The following is a 20021-nucleotide window of genomic DNA, read 5'->3' on the forward strand; positions in this document are numbered from 1 at the left end:
GCAAGCCCTAAGCAACAGGCACTACGGGGCTGCCGTGGCCATCGGCCCGTTCCACTCCTGGGGCAGCTCCGAGGCTGCATCTTCCCCGATCACTTTCGCCACGATTTCGTTAAGGGCCCGCGCAGCGTACTTCTCCCCCACCCACAAGTGCTTGGCGCCGTCGACTCCTACAACCTTTGCCTGCGGAACCAGCCTGAACCGTTCCGCCGCTGCTGCCGGCTGCAGGTAATCGTCGTGTTCGGGAACCAGGACCTTTAGGGGTTTGCCGGAGGCAGCCCACTCCTTCAGGTGCACGTCCGTTGCCCGGTGCAGCGGGGGCGACAAAAGGATTGCGCCCTCCACCTGCGAAGCCACCGGTTCCGCTGCACCGTACATCAGGGCGAGTTCTGTGCCGAAGGACCACCCGACGAGCCACCGGTTGGGCAGCCGGCGTTCGACAGCGAAGCGGACGGCCGCTTCCACGTCATGGCGTTCACCGATGCCCTCCTCAAATTTCCCCTGGCTAGTCCCCCGGGGGGATGACGTTCCGCGGGTGTTGAACCGCAGGACGGCGATCCCCGCGAGCGCAGGCAGACGGTAGGAGGCCTTGCGGTACACGTGGGAATCCATAAAGCCGCCATGCGTGGGCAGCGGGTGGAGGGTGATCAGCGTGGCCCTGATCTCTCCCGACTCTGGCACTGCGAGCTCACCCACTAGCACATGCCCGTCGTCGGTGGTGATTTCCACGTTTTCGCGCAGTGCAGGAAGAACGGTGGAGGCCCGGATCGCGGCGGGGCCTGAGGACGGGGAGAATGCGTACGACGCCGGGTCAAAAGTCATGCCTATCAGCTTAGCCACCCTCTCTGCCGGCGGCAGATTCAGCGCCCGGGGTTTCAGCGGTGGCGGTTTCAGCGGTGGCGGTAGCTTCGGGAGGTCCAGCAGTTCGTGTGCCAGTGCCTCCGCTCAGCGAGCCCGGCGGCCGCTCCGAACAGGTGATCGTCCTGCCAAACGACCAAATGCGCGATCCCGGGAAGCACTGCTGTGGAGCAGCCCGGGCAGATGTACGCCTTCTCAGCCCTCTTGGCCGTCATGGGCCGCACCATCCATTCACCGTCAGGCGCACTTTCGCGCCGGGTAAAGCCTGAGCGCGCCCTTTCAAGATCCAGTTCAGGAACCTCGCCGCCGTCTTGTCTGACAGGTCTTCCCGGACCTGCTTTTCCCTGCCCCGGTTTTCCTGAGGCGGGGCGGCGGCGAGGACGGTTGGAGCGGGGCATGGTTTCATTCTGCCCCATTTCGGAGCCCGCCCGCTGAGACAGTCCGAACGGCGGCCACCCGGTAATGTGTACCGGGTGCGCCTCGTCATAGCCCGTTGTTCAGTTGATTACGTCGGAAGACTCAAAGCCCATCTTCCCCTTGCCACCAGGCTGTTGCTGGTCAAGGCTGACGGTTCCGTGCTGGTTCACTCCGACGGCGGATCCTACAAGCCGCTGAACTGGATGAGCCCTCCTGCCGTACTCAGAGTCTCGTCCCCGGACGAAGTTGAGTTGGAGGTAGGGGTCACGGAGCAGTGGACAGTTCAGTCGGCCAAAACCGATGATCGCCTCATCATCAACATCCATGAGCATCTCCACGACACCTCCCATGATTTGGGTCTGGACCCCGGCCTGATCAAGGACGGTGTCGAAGCTGATCTGCAGAGGCTGCTGGCCGAACAGATCGAAACCCTGGGCTCCGGTTTTTCCCTCATCCGCCGCGAGTACTTCACCGCTATCGGACCGGTAGACATCCTCGCCAGGGACGCAAACGGCGCCACCGTGGCCATTGAACTGAAACGCCGCGGCGACATCGATGGCGTTGAACAATTGACGCGGTATCTTGAGCTGCTTAACAGGGATCCGTTGCTGGCCCCTGTCCGGGGCATTTTTGCAGCCCAACAGATCAAGCCGCAGGCCAAGGTCCTCGCCAACGACCGCGGCATCGACTGCATAACCCTCGACTACGACGCCATGCGCGGTGTTGACGACAGCGAGTCACGCCTCTTCTAAGCTCGATGCATGGAACTCGTCTCCTCCCAAGGCAACCTCTGACGACCTGTGAGGCTCGCGAGCTGTCGTCCTGGTTGCGCGCAGCGCTGACGGCTCACGTCATCACCGCAGTTCCGGCTGCTGTGCCTGGCTAACCCGGTTGAAGTTCGAGTGTTTTTCACGCAAATTTTACGTATTTGCACGTTTTGACCGTTGACCTGACGCGGCTCGCGTGAAATTCTTATATCAGTCTTTGTGTAGGTGTTTTTCATGCTCGCAAGACATGTTGCGAGCGCGAAGCTTCTGCAGCTGAAACCCGGTTCCGGGTTGCAAGCCAGGATTCTTCTCGCGGAGTGACCCAAGTCCAGCACGAAGTGTGCCGGTCTTATATAAAGTTCCACAATGAGGAGAAATAAATGGCACAGGGAACCGTCAAGTGGTTCAACGCTGAAAAGGGCTTCGGCTTCATCACCCCGGATGACTCCGATGGCGATGTCTTCGTTCACTATTCTGAAATCCAGACCGGTGGCTTCAAGACCCTCGATGAGAACCAGCGCGTTCAGTTCGAGATTGGTCAGGGCGCCAAGGGTCCCCAGGCTACCGGCGTGACGCTGGTCTAGTCCCACCACGAACGCAAAGATGGTCCCCGGCATTCATGCCGGGGACCATCTTTGCGTCCGGAGCTTTATCAATTTCATTCATTTGCAGGACAGGGCTTTTGTCTTGTCGGGTAACAAATGTTTTACAGGCCTTGAAAATATCGGGCTGGTGAATTTCACCTAACCAGCGTGCGAAGCAACCGTGCACTCTGCCGTACCGATAGTCCAGGAAGGTAGGCCCGGCTCAGCGCGCGGCCAATGGCAGGCAGCTGGAGTGGGTCCTGGTAGTACAGATAGAGGGTCCGGTATTCGGGCTTGAAGCGGGACTTGAAAGTCGCGAGGGAACGGAAGCCGTAGACCGGTTCCAGTGCTCCTCCCACAACATCCAGGATCGCCGCCAACCCCTCTGAACGGTCGGCCAGGTCGTCTTGCTCTTGGCGCGGAGGCAACCCCTGGGCTTCCTGGGCCAGTGGGGAACCCGAAAGGGATATAACCTCCACCGAGGAACGGAGTTCCAAAACGGCGGAGGCGATGAGGAACTCCATAACTCCGGGGAAGCTGTCACTGCGCCGCCGCATGAAGTCCAGCGTCCAGCTGGTCCGGCTGCCGCCGTCGAACACCGGAAGCCAGCTGGTCACCCCATGGACCAAGCCCTCGGCATCCACCGCGAGGCAACACAGCACCTGGTCATCCATCAACTCATCAATTCCGCCAAGCGTGAACCCCATTTCCGGAACCGATTTTTGGGCAGCCCACTCCTCTGACACTTCGATGAGTTGCGATCGCAAGGCTGTCGGGAGGCTTCCGTAGGTTCCCCAGACTGCCTTGACGCCGGTCTTTGCTGCCCGGTTCAGGGCTGTCCTGACGTTTTGCCATTCCTTACCCTTGAATTCAAGGTTCCGGATGGCAAGCCGGGTTTCCTGCGCCACCACCACCCTCTTGAACCCCCGCTCGCGCAACAACGGCCACAGCTCACCGGTGCAGGAGTAGAAGCAAGGGATCAAGGCCTGCTCAGTGCAGAAGCCCAAAAAGCCGGCCGCCGTCTGCTCTCCGTGGCGGGCAAGGCCCAGCGGGCCGCCCAACGTCAGTGCCACGCTGCCGTGCTGTTGGTAGGCTATGGCGCCGACGCGGTTTCCGGTAAACCAGTATCTGTTGGGCTCCCACGATGCCATCCAGGACAACGAATCGCCGCCCTGCCGGATCAGTTTCAGGGCTGCTTCCCGATCCTCTTCGGCGGTGTCCTTTGGATGATGCCGGCGGAGGAGGACAAGCCAAACGGCCGATAACGCCACCAGCCAGAAGACGGGTCCGGAATAGGCAAACAGGAACCCCTCCAAGGTATTACGGCCGTCAAAGATGCGGTGGTAAATGCTTGGGATCGGCACGGGCAGGAACTGCCGGGCTAACTCCGACCCCAGCCCGCCGAGGCCGCTGTCGCGCTCCATCCCGCCTGCCGCGAACCAGACCGCCGTATACGATCCGGCCAGGACGCACCAGGATCCACCGACCACCGCGGTGACGCTGCGCCGCGCACGGGACGTCGACTCCACCCGGAACTGTCGCCGGTTCGCCCACAACACTGCCGCCAGCAGGAGCGGAACCACAACGAGCGGCAGTACGTGGACAAATCCCGAACTCATCACCGGTGTGTGGAGGTGGGAAGCGGAGTGCGGGATCCGTGCGAACAGTGACAGGTACACTGCCGAAAGCCCTGTAACACCCAGCTGGACGGTCAACGCTATCCGAAGGGCGAGCCTGCGTCCGCGCCGCATTCCGTCAGCGCAGATCAGCAGGAGAATCACGGGCACAACTGCCAAGGCCAAGCCCAGCGGCCCCGCAAAGCCGTGCCTGCCAACCTCAAGGCAACTGACATCGACAGTTCCGCCGCAGCTTACCTCCAGCTGGTTCAGCGTGGGCAGCGGATTAAGCACCACATCCCGCAGCAGGGCCAAAGGGCCGCTGGGGCTGCGGGCGGCAGCTGTCAGGATTGGCCCCACAGCAAAAATTCCCACGGTCAACGCGAGGAGGTTGCGGGTCTCACGGCCTGTCGAACGGTGCCGCCGTGGCCTTCCCTGATCACTCTGGATCCACCATCCTGCGGCGATCCCCGTAAGGGCCCCGAGCAGGCCCACAACCGTCTCGGCATGACCGATGTAAAGGACCAGCAACAACGACACCGAGAGCACGGCCGTGCGCAGGCGCCGTTGCCAAAGTGTCGGGAGTCGCCCGCTGGCAGCGAGGGCGGCCGCCAGGACCGCGCCGTACGGGCCGATCAAACGGACATCGACCATAGCTCCCAGCCAGGCATCACCGGCGAAGCGGGCCAGCTGTGTGACCAACAAAAAGAGAGTCACTGCGGCGAATTGACCGGCGGCAAAGAAAGCGGCTGCCAGTTTCGTGCCGAGATTGCGCTCGGCGAGCCCCAGCAACAGCAGGATCATGAGCGCGGCCAGCCCGTAGGCCACTGGATTCGTGGCAAAAAACAGCGAGGTGAACATGCACCACCAATGGCCCGCCTTCAGACCTGACGCTGTGACACTGGCCACATCCAAGGACCACTCGGGCGGGCCTGACAGCACACTTCCCGTCCCCAACCCGGTCAGCAGGAAAACACCGAGGACAGCCAAAGTGAACGGGATCGCTTTGAAATGGGCGGCGGCCGCTCTCCTGGTGCCGGCAACCAGGCCCTTTCCTGCGCTGCTCCTGAGGTGGGCCTTCTGGATCGTTGACGTCATGACCCGATCCCCCAGCGCACGGCCATAAAGTCCAGCGCCTGGGGAAGACTTCCCGCGGTTGCCTCCCAGGAGTGCCCGGTGTCCGCCACAACTTTGGTGTCGACGGCGAAGCCCGCCTTCCGGGCTGCGGCTGACAGTTCCTCGAGATAGGAGACGAACTCCTGATCACCCGCTCCTGCTCCCAGAAAAACCGCGTTGGCGTCAAAGCGCTGCTCGGCCATGATATTCAAGGGAGTCTGTGCGTCGAATGCTGCCACATCTCCGTCAAAAGCTGCTTCTACCGTTTTCTGCCTCTCCTTCGCGAGGGCAGGCTCCCTTTCACCGGAAAAAGAAAGGGCGGCATTGAAGACGTCCGGGTGCCGCGTGACCATTTGCAGGGCGCAGGTTCCACCGAAAGAGAATCCGCCGGCCGCCCAGTTGCGGTGGTCCTTCCCGACGTCGAGGTTTTGGGTAATCCAGTTCGGCACGTCCTGGGACAGGTAGGTGTCCACTTTCGCTATCCTGCTGTCCATACAGAGGGTGTTGCCGTTGGCCGATCCGTTCGGATCCACCACCACAACAACGGGTGCTATCCCGTGGTGCTGTGCGGCGAACCGGTCCATGTGTGCGCGCAGCATTCCCCCGGTAAGCCAATCAGCCGGACCTCCCGGCTGACCGGCGAACAGGACCAGCACAGGCAAAGCAGGCCGCTGAAAGTCAAGGTAGGCAGGTGGCAGGTAGATGTAGGCGTCACGGGCCGTGAATCCGGAAGCGGGAGCCGGAATGTGCGCCGTCCTCAGCACCCCGCCGTCGGCAGGTTCCCCACGGGGCCTCCATGTGGCCAGGTCCCGGGGCGGCGGATCGCCGTCACGGGCCATCAGGGCCGGTTCCAAGGGCGGAACCCGCGCTACAGCCGTACCCAAAAGGTCGCTGACGGTACGGTTCAGCCCGAAGTATGCGTTGATCTGCACTGTTGTAAGGAGCACCACAGCCAGCATCGACAAAGTTGAGAGGGTCCGTGCCCGCCAGCCGGAGCGCGGAAGCCGGGCCAGGCACAGCACTAAGGCAGCGACCGCGGGCACCGACCACGCAAGCACCTCGGAGGGCAGCGATTCAGAAAAGACGGCAAAAACATACAGAAGCAACCAGTGAACGGACACTACAGCCACGGCTGCAGTCCCAATGCTGATCAGGACTTTCAGGGGCCAGCGGGATGCCCGACGCCAGAGGAGGTAGCCCAGGCCCGCGATCCCCGCAAGCCAGGCAAGCCAGATGACCGGTCCGGACGTGAGATGGACGTCAGCGAGGAAGTCCACGGGGGCTAACGCCAGGTGCCTACACCGATAACCGGTCCGGCTTCGAGCCAGGACGACAATCCGGTATAGGCATCAAACTTCATGGCCAGCAAGACTTCCTGGCCTTCATAACGCAGTTCGACAATGACTGAATCGGGGAGCACCTTGATCAGCTCGGCCTCAGTGGGCTTGCGTCGGCCAAGCAGCTCTAGGGAACTGCGGCGGAAAGTGTGCTTGGGGCGGACACTGAGGGACACGAGGCGGAACCACTCGAGATCATTGTCCTGATAACGGCAAACCCCCATCTGCCAGCTGTTACCAGCCGTGCAAATGGAGGCCTCCACGGTGCCCAGGGCGCGCCGCAGATTGTGGCGGCGCACCCCGAAAAGGCACAGTGTGAAAATCAGCAACAGAAAGACAGTTGCCAATGCGATGAACGGATAACCAAGAGCGTCCATCAAGGTATTGCTAGCGGATCCCCGCAGTAGCCGCGTCACCCAGTTGGGCGTTGTCAGCAACAATAACCACCCTGTTGTTGTCGACCGAGAAGAAACCTCCGTCAACAACTACAGCAATGCGGTCACCGGAAACAGGCTGGATCGCCAGTTCACCTTCGGCCAGAATCGCCAGCAGGGGCGAGTGGCCGGGCAGGATTCCGATTTCACCATCGCTGGTGCGGGCCTTGACCATCTTGGCCGCTCCGGACCACACGAAGTGGTCCGCTGCGACAATCTCAACCTCAAGCTCAGCCATATTACTTGGTCTGTTCCTGGATCTTGGCCCACTGGCGCTCGACGTCATCCAGTCCGCCGACGTTGAAGAACGCCTGCTCTGCGATGTGGTCCAGCTCGCCGTCGCAGATAGCGGTGAAGCCCTCGATGGTGTCCTTGATGGAAACGGTTGAACCTTCGACGCCGGTGAACTGCTTGGCGGTGTAGGTGTTCTGCGAGAGGAACTGCTGGATACGGCGCGCACGCGACACGACGATCTTGTCCTCTTCAGACAGTTCGTCAACGCCGAGGATGGCGATGATGTCCTGGAGTTCCTTGTTCTTCTGCAGGATCTGCTTCACACGGACAGCCGTGTTGTAGTGGTCCTTGCCGATGTACTGGGCGTCCAGGATTCGAGACGTCGACGTCAGCGGGTCCACAGCGGGGTACAGACCACGGGAAGCAATTTCACGGGAAAGTTCCGTGGTTGCATCGAGGTGTGCGAACGTCGTGGCCGGTGCCGGGTCGGTGTAGTCATCTGCGGGAACGTAGATGGCCTGCATCGAGGTGATGGAGTGGCCCTTGGTGGACGTGATGCGCTCCTGGAGGAGGCCCATCTCGTCAGCCAGGTTGGGCTGGTAGCCCACAGCCGACGGCATGCGGCCGAGGAGGGTGGAAACCTCGGAGCCTGCCTGGGTGAAACGGAAGATGTTGTCGATGAAGAGCAACACGTCCTGCTTCTGGACATCGCGGAAGTACTCCGCCATGGTCAGAGCAGAGAGGGCAACGCGCAGTCGCGTTCCCGGCGGTTCGTCCATCTGGCCGAATACAAGGGCGGTGTCCTTGAGGACGCCTGCCTCTTCCATTTCGACCCAGAGGTCGTTTCCTTCACGCGTACGCTCGCCGACGCCGGCGAAAACGGAAGTACCGCCGAAGTTGCGGGCAACACGGGTGATCATTTCCTGGATCAGCACGGTCTTGCCGACACCGGCGCCACCGAAGAGGCCGATCTTTCCACCCTTGATGTAGGGGGTGAGAAGGTCGATGACCTTGATGCCGGTTTCCAGCATTTCGGTCTGGCCTTCGAGCGAGGCGAACGAAGGCGCCTTGCGGTGGATCGGCCAGCGTTCCGTGGTCTCCAGTTCGGACTCAGCAATGTCCAGGGGCTGGCCCAGAACGTTGAAGATGTGTCCCTTGACGCCGTCGCCGACGGGAACTGAAATCGGAGCGCCGCTGTCAACCACAGACGTGCCGCGGACGAGTCCGTCGGTTGCCTGCAGGGCAATGGCGCGAACGAGGTTATCGCCAAGGTGCTGGGAGGTCTCGAACGTGATGGGGCGGGTCTCACCGTTGAGGGTAATCTCGGCGGTGAGGGCGTTGTAAATCGAGGGGATTGCGTCAGCCGGGAATTCGACGTCGACAACCGGGCCAATAACACGTGCAATACGGCCGGTGGCACCGGACGTTGCGGCTACGTGTTCGGTAGCAGTGGCAGTCATCTCTCTCACTTCACTCAGTAGATGGCGTGGTTAAGTTTATTTGTTGTGCAGGTACAGCTGGAACAGAGGGTGTGGCTGCTACGACGCGTTGAGCGCGTCGGCACCGGCCACAATCTCTGAAAGCTCCTGCGTAATCTCAGCCTGGCGGGCAGTGTTGCGCAGACGCGTGTACTTCTTGATGAGGTCCGTGGCGTTGTCGCCGGCAGACTTCATCGCCCGCTGGCGGGCAGCAAGCTCAGAGGCAGCAGCCTGCAACATTGCCGCGAAGAGACGCGATTCGATGTAGCGCGGCAGCAAAGCGTCAAGTACCCGCTCGGTTTCCGGCTCAAACTCGTAAAGCGGCAGGAGTTCCGATTCCGACGCGGCCTGCTCTTCAACAACTTCGAGCGGAAGCAGACGGACGACGGTGGGTTCCTGGGTCACCATGGACTTGAAGCGGGTGTAGACAACGTGGATCTCGTCCACGCCTCCCTCTTCATATTCCGTGGCGAAGTCCGCAAGCAGAGCCTCGCCGACTTCACGTGCCGTTTCGAACTCAGGCGCATCAGTGCCGCCGGTCCAAACGCGGGCATATTCGCGGTTCCGGAACTCGAAGTACGCCTGTGCCTTGCGGCCGACGAGGTACGTCTTGACTTCCTTGCCTTCGGCGTGAAGCAGTTCGTTTAGCCCCTCCGCCTGCTTGAGCACACTCGCCGAGTAGGAACCTGCCAGGCCGCGGTCCGAGGTAATTACCAGGACTGCTGCGCGGCGGACCTGCTCCGGCTCGGTGGTCAACGGGTGGTCGATTTCGCTCTGGCTTGCGACAGCAGAAACAGCGCGGGTGATCGCGTTCGCGTAAGGCAGTGAAGCTGCTACGCGTGCGCGGGCCTTGCCGATGCGCGAGGTAGCGATCAGTTCCATCGCCTTGAAGATCTTGCGCATCGACGTCGTCGAGCTGATCTTCTGGCGGTAGACCCGGATCTGGGCTCCCATACTTATCCTTTCCTAAGATCCCGATGGCCGGGACTGCCGGAACCGCGAGGGGTCCCGGCAGTCCCTGCCAGCGAAACTAGCGCTTCTGCCTGACGATTTTTTCCTGGTCGACCTGAGCCTCATCGATGGCCGAGTGCTCCTCGTGGCCGGCGCCGACCAAGTGGTTGTCGCCCTCCCCGAAGAAGCCCTGCTTGAAGTCCACGATTGCGGTCTTCAGTGCGGCAGCGGTGTCGTCGTCGAGGACGTTGGTCTGTGCAAGCGTGGTCAGGATGGAGGACCGGTGCTTGAGGTGCTCCAGGAAGCCTGACTCAAAGCGGTTGATGTCTTCCACGGGAACGTCGTCGAGGTAGCCGTTGGTGCCTGCCCAAATGGAGACAACCTGGTCCTCTACCGGGAACGGCGCGTACTGGCCCTGCTTGAGCAGCTCCATCAGGCGCGCACCACGGGTCAGCTGCTGGCGGGAAGCAGCGTCGAGGTCCGAGGCGAACATGGCGAAGGCCTGCATGTCGCGGTACTGAGCCAGGTCCAGCTTCAAGGTACCGGAGACCTTCTTCATGGACTTGACCTGCGCGGCACCGCCAACGCGGGACACAGATACACCCACGTCAACAGCAGGACGCTGGTTGGCGTTGAAGAGATCCGACTGGAGGAAGATCTGACCGTCAGTAATGGAAATTACGTTGGTCGGAATGTAGGCCGAGACGTCGTTTGCCTTCGTCTCGATCAGGGGCAGTCCGGTCATGGAGCCTGCACCGAGCTCATCAGAGAGCTTGGCACAACGCTCCAGAAGGCGGGAGTGCAAGTAGAAGACGTCGCCCGGGTAAGCTTCGCGTCCCGGCGGACGGCGGAGCAGCAGCGAAACTGCACGGTAGGCCTCAGCCTGCTTGGACAGGTCATCAAACACGATCAGAACGTGCTTGCCGCCGTACATCCAGTGCTGGCCGATGGCAGAACCTGCATACGGTGCCAGGTACTTGAAGCCTGCGGGGTCCGAAGCCGGGGACGCCACGATGGTGGTGTACTCCAACGCGCCATTGTCCTCGAGGGTCTGGCGGATGGCAGCAATGGTCGATGCCTTCTGGCCGATGGCGACGTAGATGCAGCGAACCTGCTTGGTCACATCTCCCGAAGCCCAGTTGGCCTTCTGGTTGATGATCGTGTCAATGGCGATTGCCGACTTGCCTGTCTGGCGGTCACCAATGATCAGCTGGCGCTGGCCACGGCCGATCGGAATCATGGCGTCGATTGCCTTCAGGCCGGTCTGCATCGGTTCGTGCACAGACTTGCGCTGAGTGACGCCCGGTGCCTGGAGTTCCAGGGCGCGGGTGGTCTCGGCCTTGATTTCACCGAGGTCGTCGATGGGCACGCCCAGCGGGTCAACAACACGGCCAAGGAAGGCGTCGCCAACGGGGACAGACAGAACCTGTCCCGTACGGTGAACTTCCTGGCCTTCTTCAATCCCGGTGAAGTCACCGAGGACAATGACACCGATCTCGCGGACGTCGAGGTTCTGGGCGAGGCCCAGAGTGCCGTCTTCGAAGCGAAGCAGCTCGTTCGCCATGACCGAGGGAAGGCCCTCAACACGGGCGATGCCGTCACTTGCGGTGGTCACGCGGCCGACCTCTACGCGCTCTGCGTTTCCGGGTTCGTAGGACGCCGCGAACTCGTTCAGCGCATTACGGACGTCGTCGGCGTTGATGGTCAATTCGGCCATCTGCAGTCCCTGCTCTCCTGTTTCGTGATCATCGTTGCTCACGATGACCGGGGTTTCTATCAGTAAGGTTTGTGCTTTGTCCGGTTTAGCCGGCGAGTTGACGGTGCAACTGACCCAAACGGGTGACGACCGAAGCGTCAACAACTTCATCGCCCACCTGGATCCGGATTCCGCCAATGAGGGTGGGGTCAACATTAATGTTGACCTTGAGCTCGCGCCCGTAAAGGGCGTTGAGCCCCGCCTGAAGCCTGCTGGCCTGCGTTTCCGTCAGCGGACGGGTAACGCTCACCGTTGCGATCCAACGCTGCTGGCGTTTGGCTGCCAACTCCGCAAAGCGTGCCACAAGCCGGGTGGGCTTGATGCCGCGAGGCTGGGTTACAGCCTGACCGATCAGGACCTTTGCTTCCTCGCCTGCTCCAGGAACAAGCTTTTCGGCCAAAGCTACCTTCGCTGCAGCGCTTGCTTGCGGCTCGGACAGAGCACGCTGAACCTCATGGTTGGAGGCAACGGCCTGGTTGAAGGAGAAAAGATCATTCTCCAGCTCTTCCAGCCCGGTGATCCCTGAGGCAGAGACGGCCGACTTGTTTTCAGCGACGGCGATAACCACCGAAGCGGCAAGGGTCTCGAGTGCATCGCCAATATCGCGTGCCGACGCCCAGCGTGAGCTGACCAGTCCGCTCACGATTTCGACAGCATCAGCGGACACTTTGCCGCTGAAAAGCTGCCGGACCAGCGCCGCCTTTTCTTCGCCGTTACGGGAGGGGTCGGTAAGCGCACGCCGCAAGCCAGCGGACGTGTCTACCGTTCCCAAAATGCCGAAGAGTTCTTTAGCCAACTGCAGCGAAGCCGTAGGAAGCTTAGCTTCCAACGCAGCCAAAGCCTTGGTCAGCGATTCGCTCGATACACCTGCCATTACTTAGCTGCACCTGCGTTCTGGCTCTCCAGTTCTGCCAGGAAGCGGTCAACCACACGGGCGGCCCGCTGGTCGTCATCGAGGGCTTCGCCCACAATGCGTCCGGCGAGAGTCGTGGCCAGCGTGCCAACCTCGGAACGCAAGGCGACAACAGCCGCCTGGCGCTCTGATTCGATCTGCGTGTGAGCCTGAGCGGTGATGCGTGCAGACTCGGCAGCAGCCTTTTCCTTCAGATCAGCAAGGATCTGGGCACCTTCTGCGCGGGCTTCTTCGCGGATGCGGTTAGCTTCGGCACGGGCGTCGGTGAGCTGCTGCTTGTACTCTTCGAGTGCGGCAGAAGCTTCAGCCTGGGCCTTTTCAGCCTTGGCGATGCCACCCTCGATCGCCTCGGCGCGCTCTGCAAACGTCTTCTCGAACATCGGGACAACAAACTTGACCACGATGAACATGAGGAGTGCAAAGCCAACGAGAACGACGAACATTTCCCACAGGTTGGGCACCAGCGGGTTGGCTGCCGCGCCGCCTTCAGTGGCGGCTGAGATGATCAGCTGATTCATATTTCACCCGTCCTTATCTTCTCGGTTCTGAATTGTCGCTTCGTTCTGAGGACTAGCTCAGGACGAAGGCGAAGACCAGGCCGAGGATGGCGAGGGCTTCAGTCAGCGCGAGGCCGAGGAATGCGATCGGCTGGAGAACGCGCTGGGCTTCCGGCTGACGTGCCACACCGTTGATGTAAGCGGCGAACACGAGACCAACACCGATACCACCGCCGATTGCGGAGAGACCGTAGCCGATGAGGTTGAGGGAGCCGTTGATGGAGCCTTCCATTTTTCTTCCTTTCAAGATGCCACCCGTGTGGCAGGTTGTTTGGGTTGCTTCATCCCCGCGAGGGGAAGTTTGTGGGTGCCTAGTGGCTGTCGGCGTGCAGCGCGCCTTCGATGTAGATCGCTGTCAGCAGCGTAAAGACGTAAGCCTGCAGCACCATGATCAGGGCCTCGAGCATGTACATGGCGATCGCACCTGCCAGCACAAGCACAGAGGTGCCCTGGAGCAGGATGTTTTCCTGCGTCACGAGGAACTCGATGCCGTAGCCGGCAATCATCACGATGAGGTGGCCGGCGAGCATGGTGGCAAAAAGACGGAGGCTGTGCGTCACCGGGCGGACCACGAAGTTGGAGATGATCTCGATCGGGACAACGATGGGCAGGATGTAGAACGGAACACCTGACGGAACGGTTGCCAGCTTGAAGTACCTGACGCCGTTCTTCTTGATGCCGATGGCAATCCAGGTGACGTAAACAATGCCTGCGAGGACGTAAGCGCCGCCGACGTGCGAGAACGTGGGCAACTGGAACAGCGGGATGGCGCCGTAGATGTTGTTCACCAGGATGAAGAAGAAGAGGCTGAACAACAGCGGCACGTACTTCATGAAGTCTTTGCCGCCAATGATGTCCTTGGCGATACTGTTGCGGACGAAGCCGTAGGCCATTTCGCCAGCGAACTGAAGCTTGCCGGGAACCAACTGCTGCTTCCGCGCAGCGAGCAGAAAGAATGTAGCGATAATTACGACCGACAGGACCACCAGCAGCATCTGCTTGGAAAATCCGTCTGCCGCACCCCACGGCAGGATTGCCGGCAGATGCATTTCGTTAATTCCAGGAGGAGTGAAGTCTCCTGTATTTTGGGCCGGGAGCGCAAGCGCGATCAACGCGTTTCCTCTCTGCAGTGTCCGTCATTGGGCGTTGGTAGGGGTCCGGCGAAATTCGTATCCGCGTCCCCCGTTGTGAAATTATTTGGCATTACTGTTCCCATCATCGGACGGGCCGCTGGAAGCATTGCTCTGCCCAGTAGTTTTTCGTGAACTGGTAAGGCCGTGCATATGGGAAAGATAGAACCCTCCCGCGGCTCCAAGCAGAGCGCCAGCGAGCACAATCCAGCGGGTTCCCCACAGATTATCCAGACCCCACCCTATCAAACTCCAGACGATGATTCCGCCAATGATGTAGCTGAATACGGCAATCCCAGCGTTGTATCCGCCGTCGCGGCCGTCCGCTGATACACCGGGAGCGCCGGTACCCGTGCGGGGAGCTTTGGGGCGGACTTTGCGTCCTGGTTTGCGACTAGTCATCACTGCCGCCTTTGGTGGATGTGGGGTCGTTGTAGATTTGCAAGCGTGCTTTACTGAAGCCACGGATTTCTGCGCCTTGCCAGATCACCACGGCCACGACGGCGCCGATCAGGAACCAGCGTTCGTGCAGCCATTCGGGCTCTCCGACTATAAAGAGGACGACGGCAAAGCCGACCACCTTGACGAAGTATGTGGCTACGAAGAGCCCAACGGCACCTGATGGATTTGTCCGGCCAACAAAATGGCCGATCAAAAGGCTGATGGCGAAAAAGAACATGACCAGCGCTCCGCCGAAACTGCTCGAGAGCAGCGCGCTGGAGCCATTAAAGGCGAGTGCGATCAGGCTTGTGATAAGAACGGCTGCACCAGCCGCGACAGAACTCAGCACTAACAAGCCAAGCCACAATGACTTCGCGGGGCCGGAGACGCCAACGGCCGCAGTGCCGGACGAACGTCCGTGCTCGGCGTTGGAGGTCATCAGATCCCAATCGTCGGTGCCTGCTGGCGGCGTGGTGGAGTGGCAGCTTTGGCTGCCCCTGAATTCTACACGAGATAGAAATTATTACTGAACCACTGTTACGCCGAGGTACCGTTACCGCGGCGACTCAGGTACGGCCATGCCGTGACGAGCGCCATTCCCAGTGTCAGGAACAGGTCCACGGCAAGGACGATCTGCCATGGGAACACAGCGAAGGCCAGTCCCCCAAAGGCAAGGATGCACGTCCACACGTACATCAGCAGGACTGTTGTGCGGTGTGAATAGCCAATATCCATCAGCCTGTGGTGGAGATGGCCACGGTCAGCCGACCAGGGCGAACGCCCCAGAGCCGTGCGTCTCACCACCGCCAGGCCGAGGTCCAGCAGCGGCAGGAAGAGCACCGCGAACGGAAGCAGGATGGGAATGATGGTGGGGATACCGTTCGCCCGGTCGTACAGCCCCGAGGTGATCTGGCCCGTTGCCACGATGCCTGCCGATGCCATCAGCAGGCCGATCAGCATGGCACCGGAGTCTCCCATGAAGATTTTCGACGGGAACCAGTTGTGGGGCAGGAAGCCGATGCAGCTTCCTACGAGCACTGCGGTGAGGAGCGTAGCCAGGTCCGAGTTGTCAGTCTGCGGGTTGTTCCGGTGAACCCAGTACGCCGTCAGGAAGAAGGCTGCCCCGCCGATGATGGCCACTCCGGCGGCCAGGCCGTCCAGGCCGTCGATGAAGTTGAAGGCGTTCATGGTGGTTACGATCAATCCGGCCGTCAGGATAATGGTGAGGAGCTCGGAGCCGACGTGGATGGGTTGGTCGGAGATAAACGGAATCACCGTCATGCGGACGCCCCAGATGGCCACCACAAGGGCCGCAGCGCTTTGGCCAATGAGCTTGATCCACCAGCGCAGGTCAAGGAGGTCATCGGCAACTCCCACGAAGACAATGACTATGGCCCCGGCGATGACTCCCCACGGGGCGTCATTGTTGCGGAAGATGTCCTTGACGAAGGTGGACTGACTGGCAACGATCAGGGCAACCAGGCAACCGGCAAAGATGCCTACGCCGCCAAGCCTGGAAACCTGATGCGAGTGTGTGTCCCGGCTCCTGATGGGCATGAACAGCTTGAGGCGATTGCCAACGAACCGCGCCCCCCACGTTACCGAGTACGACACTATGGCAGCTGTAAGCCCCATAAGCAGGTACATGATCACGAGGCGGCTCCAGGATGCAGCGCCAACCGGGCGTCCGCAGACGATGACGAATCCACGGCCCGAGGGCGCGCCACAGCGGTGCATCTTGGGATTCGGGGGCTCAATGGATGTAGGTCTGATTCTTGATTAATGGAAGTTCTCCGTTGCCATGCCTGCGCAGGCGGTGCGTCATGCCACTTGGGGCTGTAATACAGTGGACTCTATTCAAGATACTAATGCCAACGGCTGAATGGCTCGCGTCACACGGCCGAGTGACGCCCTAAGCGCCACGCCGTGACGAAAGGAAACCGCGATGCCCTCGTCGGTTGCAGTAGCCGCAGTAACGTTTGACCGACCCGGGGAACTCGCAGTACTTCTGAACGCGATCAACAGCCAGACCGCACCGGTAAAGACCATCTGCCTTGTTGACAGCGGCACGGTACCGGCGAGGGACGTAGCCGAGTCGCACAAGAACGTTGACTACATCCGCTCAGAGGCGAACCTTGGTGGAGCCGGAGGATTTTCCCTCGCGGTACTGAAGGCGATGGCCAGCGGTGCCCGCTGGATCTGGATGATGGACGACGACGCCGAGCCTGGCGACGCCGAGTGCCTCGCCACGCTGATCCAGGAGGCGGAGTCGCGTGACCTCGAAGCCGTGGTCCCGCTGGTGATGGCTCCGGGCGAGCCGGACTGGCTCTCCTTTTTCTTCCGCCTCGACGGCAAGGTGACCCACAGCCGCGCTGAGGTTGAAAAGATCGGCTTCATTCCGAATGACGGACACTTTTTCAATGGTGCCTTGATCCGTTCGGACGTGTTCTTCAAGGTTGGGCTGCCCGATATCCGGCTGTTCATTCGGGGCGATGAGGTGGACTTCACCATCAGGCTGCGCAAAGCCGGGATCCGCTTCGGCACCGTAACAACAGCAAGCATCACGCACCCGCATGCGTTTTCGGAGACGCAGCACGTCTTTGGCCCCCGCTGGCACGTCATCGTTCCCGAGGGCGCTTTCAAGCGCTACTACTACTACCGCAACCGCGGCTACCTCATCAGGCGGTACTTCAGGGTAAAGTCCCTCGTTGCCGACGTCGGTGGCTACCTGGGCTATTTCCTGAGCCGGGGTGACCTCCGGGGCCTGAGGGACTGGTTCCGTGCGTTCTCCATGGGCCTGCGAGCCAAGGGCTTCGCCCGCCTGGAGGATCAGAACTTCTAGCCCCCGGAGGCGCCGAGCCCTTAACGCCGGAGGCCGCCCAGCCTCCGGCGGAGAAGAAGCGCCAGCAGCACCCAGGGTTCACCGAAGACCCGGTAAGCCACACGGCGGGGGTGGAGCATCAGCCGCCACGCCCACTCCAGGCCCATCCGGCCAAGCCAGCGTGGCGCGAGCCTCTGGATACCGGCCAGCTGTTCAATGGCTCCGCCCACTGTGCAGTACACGGCCGGAGGCAAGGCCTCCAAAGTGCGTTGCAGCACTGCCTCCTGCAACGGCATCCCCAGGCCCACAAGAACCAATTGCGGCCGGAACGCCTGAAGCCAGGCGACGGCGTCGTCCTCTTTGGCGGGGTTCCATGCCTCCCCGGGCATGCCTGCCACATTTGCACCGGGAATAAGGGCCTTGAGCCGGGTAACTGCACCATCGTTGGCACGTTGTCCTGCTCCCAGAACCGCAATCCGTTCAAGCCCGGGAACAGTCCCCAGTGCAGGAATCCAGTCAGTGGAACCCAGCCGGTAAGCCATAAGGGACGCGTCGGACTCCGGACGCGGTTTCCGGCCCCTGCCCCACAGCCAAAGGAGCGGAGCGCCGTCCAGAAGCACCACATCGCTGCGCTCGTAAAGCTCCCGGAACCAGGAGTCAGAAAGCGTCAGCGTGACGCTGTGCAGATTGTGCCCGACGACGGTCCGGGTTGTTCCGTCGTCGATGAAGGTGGCCAGGACGTCAATCAGCTCATCGACAGTCAGCGGGGTTGCGTCAACGCCGAGCACCGGGATCTGTTCGCGGACAAGGTTCATCGGTCGTCGCGTCCGCTTGTGGGCACGCTCCCCTGCTTCTCCGCCGGTTCGGGCTCAGTCCCAGGGGTGACTTCCGGACCCGCAGGCTCAGGGCTCTCTGCAGGTTCGGACTCAGTCTCAGGGGTGGCTTCCGGACCCGCAGGCACAGGGCTCTCTGCTGCTACAGCCTCGGCTTCAGGGATCTCCGGGCTCGAAGGCTCCGGAGACTCGGCTTCAGGCGCCTCCGTCCCAGGCGCCTCTGTTTCAGGAGCATCCTGTTCCGGGGCTTCCTCCCCCAGACCCAGGACTCCGGGCACAACCTCGCGCAACCGCTCCAGACTGACTGCCCCGTCCCGCACGACCCGCAGCGGCAGCGACGTTGCATCAACTATCGTGGATGGCACGGCCTCGGACGCGCCCTCGGGGCGAAGGCCGTCCTCAAGGTAGACCTCTACTGACTCAGCCAACTGCTCCCGGGCCTCTCCGGCCGTGCGGGCAGCCGGCTGGCCGGTCCTGTTCGCCGACGAGACTGCCAACGGCCCCGTGAGGTTAAGCAGATCCCTGGCAAGTTCATCCGCGGGAATCCGCAGGGCCACGGTGCCTTTGGTCTCTCCGAGATCCCAGTCGAGCGAGGGCTGGGCATGGAGGATCAACGTCAGTCCTCCAGGCCAGAATTCCTCGGCCAGCTTCCTCGCCTCGGCGGGAACATCCGTTGCCAGACCGTCCAGGGCGTTGAGCCGCGGGATAAGGACGGGCGGGGGCATCTGCCGGCCGCGGCCCTTGGACACGAGGAGCATGGTTACAGCCTGGGGAGAAAAGGCATCCGCCGCGATCCCGTAGACGGTGTCAGTGGGCAGCACCACGCATTTGTTCTCCCGGATCGCACGCTGGGCATGCTGCAGTCCTTCATAGCGCTCAGTGGATGCGGTGCAGTTGTAGGTTGTGGTCACGGCCCTATTCTTTCATCAGCGGCGGCGGCGATTCCGCCAGGACAGCGCTCGTAGCCCTTTCTTTACCGTTAAGGTCGCGGTGGGCGGTGATCTCTGACCACAATCCGGTCCTGTTCAGCATGGTGGCGATCCAGCCGGATTGGACTTCCGCGTGCTCCATGACAAAGTATCCGCCCGGAACCAAAAGCCGCGCAGCAGAGGCAGCGGCCGCCGTCGGAAGCTCCATGCCGTCCGCTCCCCCGCCGTACAGTGCCTCCGGCGGATCGTGAAGGGCCACTTCAGGTTCATTCGGAATGGCTTCCGAGGGAATGTACGGCGGGTTGGAGACGACGACGTCGAACGTCCCGCTTCGCTCCGGCAGGGCATCCCGCAGGTCTCCTCTGACGAGTTCAACGCCGAGCGGGGCAAGATTCTTCTGCGCCCAGGCGTGCGCGAACTCGCTGAATTCGACGGCAACAACTTCAGCGCCCGGAACTTCATGAGCAATTGATCCGGCAATTGCGCCGGAACCTGTGCCCAGATCAACCACCTTGGGCCGCTCGATCCCCTGAAGGCGGTCGATCACCAGTTGAACCACTGATTCCGTTTCAGGGCGGGGGACGAAGACGCCAGGCCCGACAGCGAGCTGGAGGTAGCGGAAATGTGCAACGCCGGTGATGTGCTGGAGCGGAACACGCTGCGCGCGCTCGGCCACCAGCTCGGCATACCCCTCGGGGGCCCGGTAATCGCCCAGGAGCATGGCGCGAAGCCGTCCCAGCCCCACATCAAGCAGGTGCTCAGCCAGCAACTCGGCGTCCACCCGGGGGCTGGGAACGCCTGCTGCACCCAGAATTGCCGTCGCTTCACGGACGGCTTCCGAGAGGGACATCT

Annotated in this window: 22 protein-coding genes; 3 read left to right on the forward strand and 19 right to left on the reverse strand. The window is 61.5% G+C overall.

The features are described from left to right. Nucleotides 1-21: 21 nt before the first annotated feature. Both M1D88_RS13470 and M1D88_RS13475 read right to left on the reverse strand, forming a co-directional pair. Complete coding sequence (locus M1D88_RS13470) at nt 22-819, reverse strand: alpha/beta hydrolase (RefSeq protein ID WP_458111327.1); 798 nt, start codon at nt 817-819, stop codon at nt 22-24. A gap of 68 nt (nt 820-887) precedes the next feature. Further along, nucleotides 888-1253, reverse strand: a complete 366-nt coding sequence (locus M1D88_RS13475) for an ATP/GTP-binding protein (protein ID WP_458111328.1) — start codon at nt 1251-1253, stop codon at nt 888-890. Nucleotides 1254-1328: 75 nt separating this feature from the next. Between M1D88_RS13475 and nucS the strand changes: the two genes are divergently transcribed. Both nucS and M1D88_RS13485 read left to right on the forward strand, forming a co-directional pair. Then, complete coding sequence (gene nucS, locus M1D88_RS13480; protein WP_247042899.1) at nt 1329-2024, forward strand: endonuclease NucS; 696 nt, start codon at nt 1329-1331, stop codon at nt 2022-2024. Nucleotides 2025-2419: 395 nt separating this feature from the next. Beyond that, nucleotides 2420-2623 carry a cold-shock protein gene (locus M1D88_RS13485; RefSeq protein ID WP_011692441.1) on the forward strand — a complete coding sequence of 68 codons (204 nt, stop codon included), beginning with the start codon at nt 2420-2422 and terminating at the stop codon, nt 2621-2623. Between the two features lie 155 nt (nt 2624-2778). Here M1D88_RS13485 and M1D88_RS13490 read toward each other — a convergent pair whose 3' ends face one another. From M1D88_RS13490 to M1D88_RS13555, 14 genes are all read right to left on the reverse strand, one after another. Continuing rightward, on the reverse strand, nt 2779-5337 hold the full coding sequence (locus M1D88_RS13490) for a bifunctional lysylphosphatidylglycerol flippase/synthetase MprF (RefSeq protein WP_458111329.1): 2559 nt from the start codon (nt 5335-5337) through the stop codon (nt 2779-2781). Continuing rightward, complete coding sequence (locus tag M1D88_RS13495) at nt 5334-6632, reverse strand: alpha/beta hydrolase-fold protein (protein WP_458111330.1); 1299 nt, start codon at nt 6630-6632, stop codon at nt 5334-5336. Before M1D88_RS13495 ends, M1D88_RS13490 begins: the two co-directional genes overlap by 4 nt. Nucleotides 6633-6637: 5 nt before the next feature. After that, nucleotides 6638-7069 (reverse strand): DUF2550 domain-containing protein, encoded by a 432-nt coding sequence (locus M1D88_RS13500; protein ID WP_458111331.1) that lies wholly within the window; start codon nt 7067-7069, stop codon nt 6638-6640. A gap of 10 nt (nt 7070-7079) precedes the next feature. Further along, entirely contained in the window at nt 7080-7364 is a 285-nt protein-coding gene (locus M1D88_RS13505; RefSeq protein WP_247042889.1) for a F0F1 ATP synthase subunit epsilon, read from the reverse strand. Nucleotide 7365: 1 nt separating this feature from the next. Beyond that, nucleotides 7366-8820, reverse strand: a complete 1455-nt coding sequence (atpD, locus tag M1D88_RS13510; protein WP_309106540.1) for a F0F1 ATP synthase subunit beta — start codon at nt 8818-8820, stop codon at nt 7366-7368. Between the two features lie 78 nt (nt 8821-8898). Continuing rightward, on the reverse strand, nt 8899-9792 hold the full coding sequence (locus M1D88_RS13515) for a F0F1 ATP synthase subunit gamma (RefSeq protein ID WP_458111332.1): 894 nt from the start codon (nt 9790-9792) through the stop codon (nt 8899-8901). 76 nt (nt 9793-9868) lie between these two features. Next, nucleotides 9869-11506 (reverse strand): F0F1 ATP synthase subunit alpha, encoded by a 1638-nt coding sequence (gene atpA, locus M1D88_RS13520; protein ID WP_458114523.1) that lies wholly within the window; start codon nt 11504-11506, stop codon nt 9869-9871. An 85-nt stretch (nt 11507-11591) separates the two neighbouring features. Beyond that, the gene (locus M1D88_RS13525; protein ID WP_458111333.1) at nt 11592-12419 is read right to left on the reverse strand and encodes a F0F1 ATP synthase subunit delta; all 828 of its coding nucleotides are present in this window, start codon (nt 12417-12419) and stop codon (nt 11592-11594) included. Beyond that, on the reverse strand, nt 12419-12976 hold the full coding sequence (locus M1D88_RS13530; protein WP_309106537.1) for a F0F1 ATP synthase subunit B: 558 nt from the start codon (nt 12974-12976) through the stop codon (nt 12419-12421). The genes M1D88_RS13525 and M1D88_RS13530 overlap by 1 nt, the downstream gene beginning before the upstream one ends. Before the next feature lie 52 nt (nt 12977-13028). After that, nucleotides 13029-13247, reverse strand: coding sequence for an ATP synthase F0 subunit C (atpE, locus tag M1D88_RS13535; RefSeq protein ID WP_011692451.1), 219 nt, complete (start codon nt 13245-13247; stop codon nt 13029-13031). A gap of 79 nt (nt 13248-13326) precedes the next feature. Continuing rightward, entirely contained in the window at nt 13327-14127 is an 801-nt protein-coding gene (gene atpB / locus M1D88_RS13540) for a F0F1 ATP synthase subunit A (protein WP_458111334.1), read from the reverse strand. Nucleotides 14128-14208: 81 nt separating this feature from the next. Continuing rightward, complete coding sequence (locus M1D88_RS13545) at nt 14209-14547, reverse strand: hypothetical protein (RefSeq protein WP_458111335.1); 339 nt, start codon at nt 14545-14547, stop codon at nt 14209-14211. Beyond that, nucleotides 14540-15025 (reverse strand): hypothetical protein, encoded by a 486-nt coding sequence (locus tag M1D88_RS13550; RefSeq protein ID WP_458111336.1) that lies wholly within the window; start codon nt 15023-15025, stop codon nt 14540-14542. The genes M1D88_RS13545 and M1D88_RS13550 overlap by 8 nt, the downstream gene beginning before the upstream one ends. Before the next feature lie 98 nt (nt 15026-15123). Next, complete coding sequence (locus M1D88_RS13555) at nt 15124-16239, reverse strand: MraY family glycosyltransferase (RefSeq protein WP_458111337.1); 1116 nt, start codon at nt 16237-16239, stop codon at nt 15124-15126. A gap of 292 nt (nt 16240-16531) precedes the next feature. On the opposite strand from M1D88_RS13555, the gene M1D88_RS13560 reads away from it, so the two are divergent. After that, nucleotides 16532-17428, forward strand: a complete 897-nt coding sequence (locus M1D88_RS13560; RefSeq protein ID WP_458111338.1) for a glycosyltransferase — start codon at nt 16532-16534, stop codon at nt 17426-17428. A 20-nt stretch (nt 17429-17448) separates the two neighbouring features. Here M1D88_RS13560 and M1D88_RS13565 read toward each other — a convergent pair whose 3' ends face one another. Genes M1D88_RS13565 through prmC form a run of 3 tightly spaced genes read right to left on the reverse strand, consistent with a single transcriptional unit; the run spans nt 17449 to nt 20019 of the window. Next, on the reverse strand, nt 17449-18222 hold the full coding sequence (locus M1D88_RS13565) for a WecB/TagA/CpsF family glycosyltransferase (protein WP_458111339.1): 774 nt from the start codon (nt 18220-18222) through the stop codon (nt 17449-17451). Beyond that, a complete protein-coding gene (locus M1D88_RS13570; RefSeq protein WP_458111340.1) occupies nt 18219-19151 on the reverse strand; it encodes an L-threonylcarbamoyladenylate synthase in 933 nt (310 codons plus the stop codon). Before M1D88_RS13570 ends, M1D88_RS13565 begins: the two co-directional genes overlap by 4 nt. 4 nt (nt 19152-19155) lie before the next feature. Further along, complete coding sequence (prmC, locus tag M1D88_RS13575; protein WP_458114524.1) at nt 19156-20019, reverse strand: peptide chain release factor N(5)-glutamine methyltransferase; 864 nt, start codon at nt 20017-20019, stop codon at nt 19156-19158. Nucleotides 20020-20021 lie beyond the last annotated feature (2 nt).

The sequence above is a fragment of the Arthrobacter sp. R1-13 genome (assembly GCF_054161475.1).

Excerpts from the sequence above, each read along its gene's own strand:
- atpA (WP_458114523.1), bottom strand. The coding sequence starts at position 11,506 with ATGGCCGAATTGACCATCAACGCCGACGACGTCCGTAATGCGCTGAAC.
- M1D88_RS13490 (WP_458111329.1), bottom strand. The coding sequence starts at position 5,337 with ATGACGTCAACGATCCAGAAGGCCCACCTCAGGAGCAGCGCAGGAAAG.
- M1D88_RS13525 (WP_458111333.1), bottom strand. The coding sequence starts at position 12,419 with ATGGCAGGTGTATCGAGCGAATCGCTGACCAAGGCTTTGGCTGCGTTG.
- M1D88_RS13565 (WP_458111339.1), bottom strand. The coding sequence starts at position 18,222 with ATGAACCTTGTCCGCGAACAGATCCCGGTGCTCGGCGTTGACGCAACC.
- M1D88_RS13485 (WP_011692441.1), top strand. The coding sequence starts at position 2,420 with ATGGCACAGGGAACCGTCAAGTGGTTCAACGCTGAAAAGGGCTTCGGC.
- M1D88_RS13500 (WP_458111331.1), bottom strand. The coding sequence starts at position 7,069 with ATGGACGCTCTTGGTTATCCGTTCATCGCATTGGCAACTGTCTTTCTG.
- atpD (WP_309106540.1), bottom strand. The coding sequence starts at position 8,820 with ATGACTGCCACTGCTACCGAACACGTAGCCGCAACGTCCGGTGCCACC.
- M1D88_RS13515 (WP_458111332.1), bottom strand. The coding sequence starts at position 9,792 with ATGGGAGCCCAGATCCGGGTCTACCGCCAGAAGATCAGCTCGACGACG.
- M1D88_RS13530 (WP_309106537.1), bottom strand. The coding sequence starts at position 12,976 with ATGAATCAGCTGATCATCTCAGCCGCCACTGAAGGCGGCGCGGCAGCC.
- M1D88_RS13545 (WP_458111335.1), bottom strand. The coding sequence starts at position 14,547 with ATGACTAGTCGCAAACCAGGACGCAAAGTCCGCCCCAAAGCTCCCCGC.
- M1D88_RS13560 (WP_458111338.1), top strand. The coding sequence starts at position 16,532 with ATGCCCTCGTCGGTTGCAGTAGCCGCAGTAACGTTTGACCGACCCGGG.
- M1D88_RS13505 (WP_247042889.1), bottom strand. The coding sequence starts at position 7,364 with ATGGCTGAGCTTGAGGTTGAGATTGTCGCAGCGGACCACTTCGTGTGG.
- prmC (WP_458114524.1), bottom strand. The coding sequence starts at position 20,019 with ATGTCCCTCTCGGAAGCCGTCCGTGAAGCGACGGCAATTCTGGGTGCA.
- M1D88_RS13470 (WP_458111327.1), bottom strand. The coding sequence starts at position 819 with ATGACTTTTGACCCGGCGTCGTACGCATTCTCCCCGTCCTCAGGCCCC.
- M1D88_RS13475 (WP_458111328.1), bottom strand. The coding sequence starts at position 1,253 with ATGCCCCGCTCCAACCGTCCTCGCCGCCGCCCCGCCTCAGGAAAACCG.
- atpE (WP_011692451.1), bottom strand. The coding sequence starts at position 13,247 with ATGGAAGGCTCCATCAACGGCTCCCTCAACCTCATCGGCTACGGTCTC.
- M1D88_RS13550 (WP_458111336.1), bottom strand. The coding sequence starts at position 15,025 with ATGACCTCCAACGCCGAGCACGGACGTTCGTCCGGCACTGCGGCCGTT.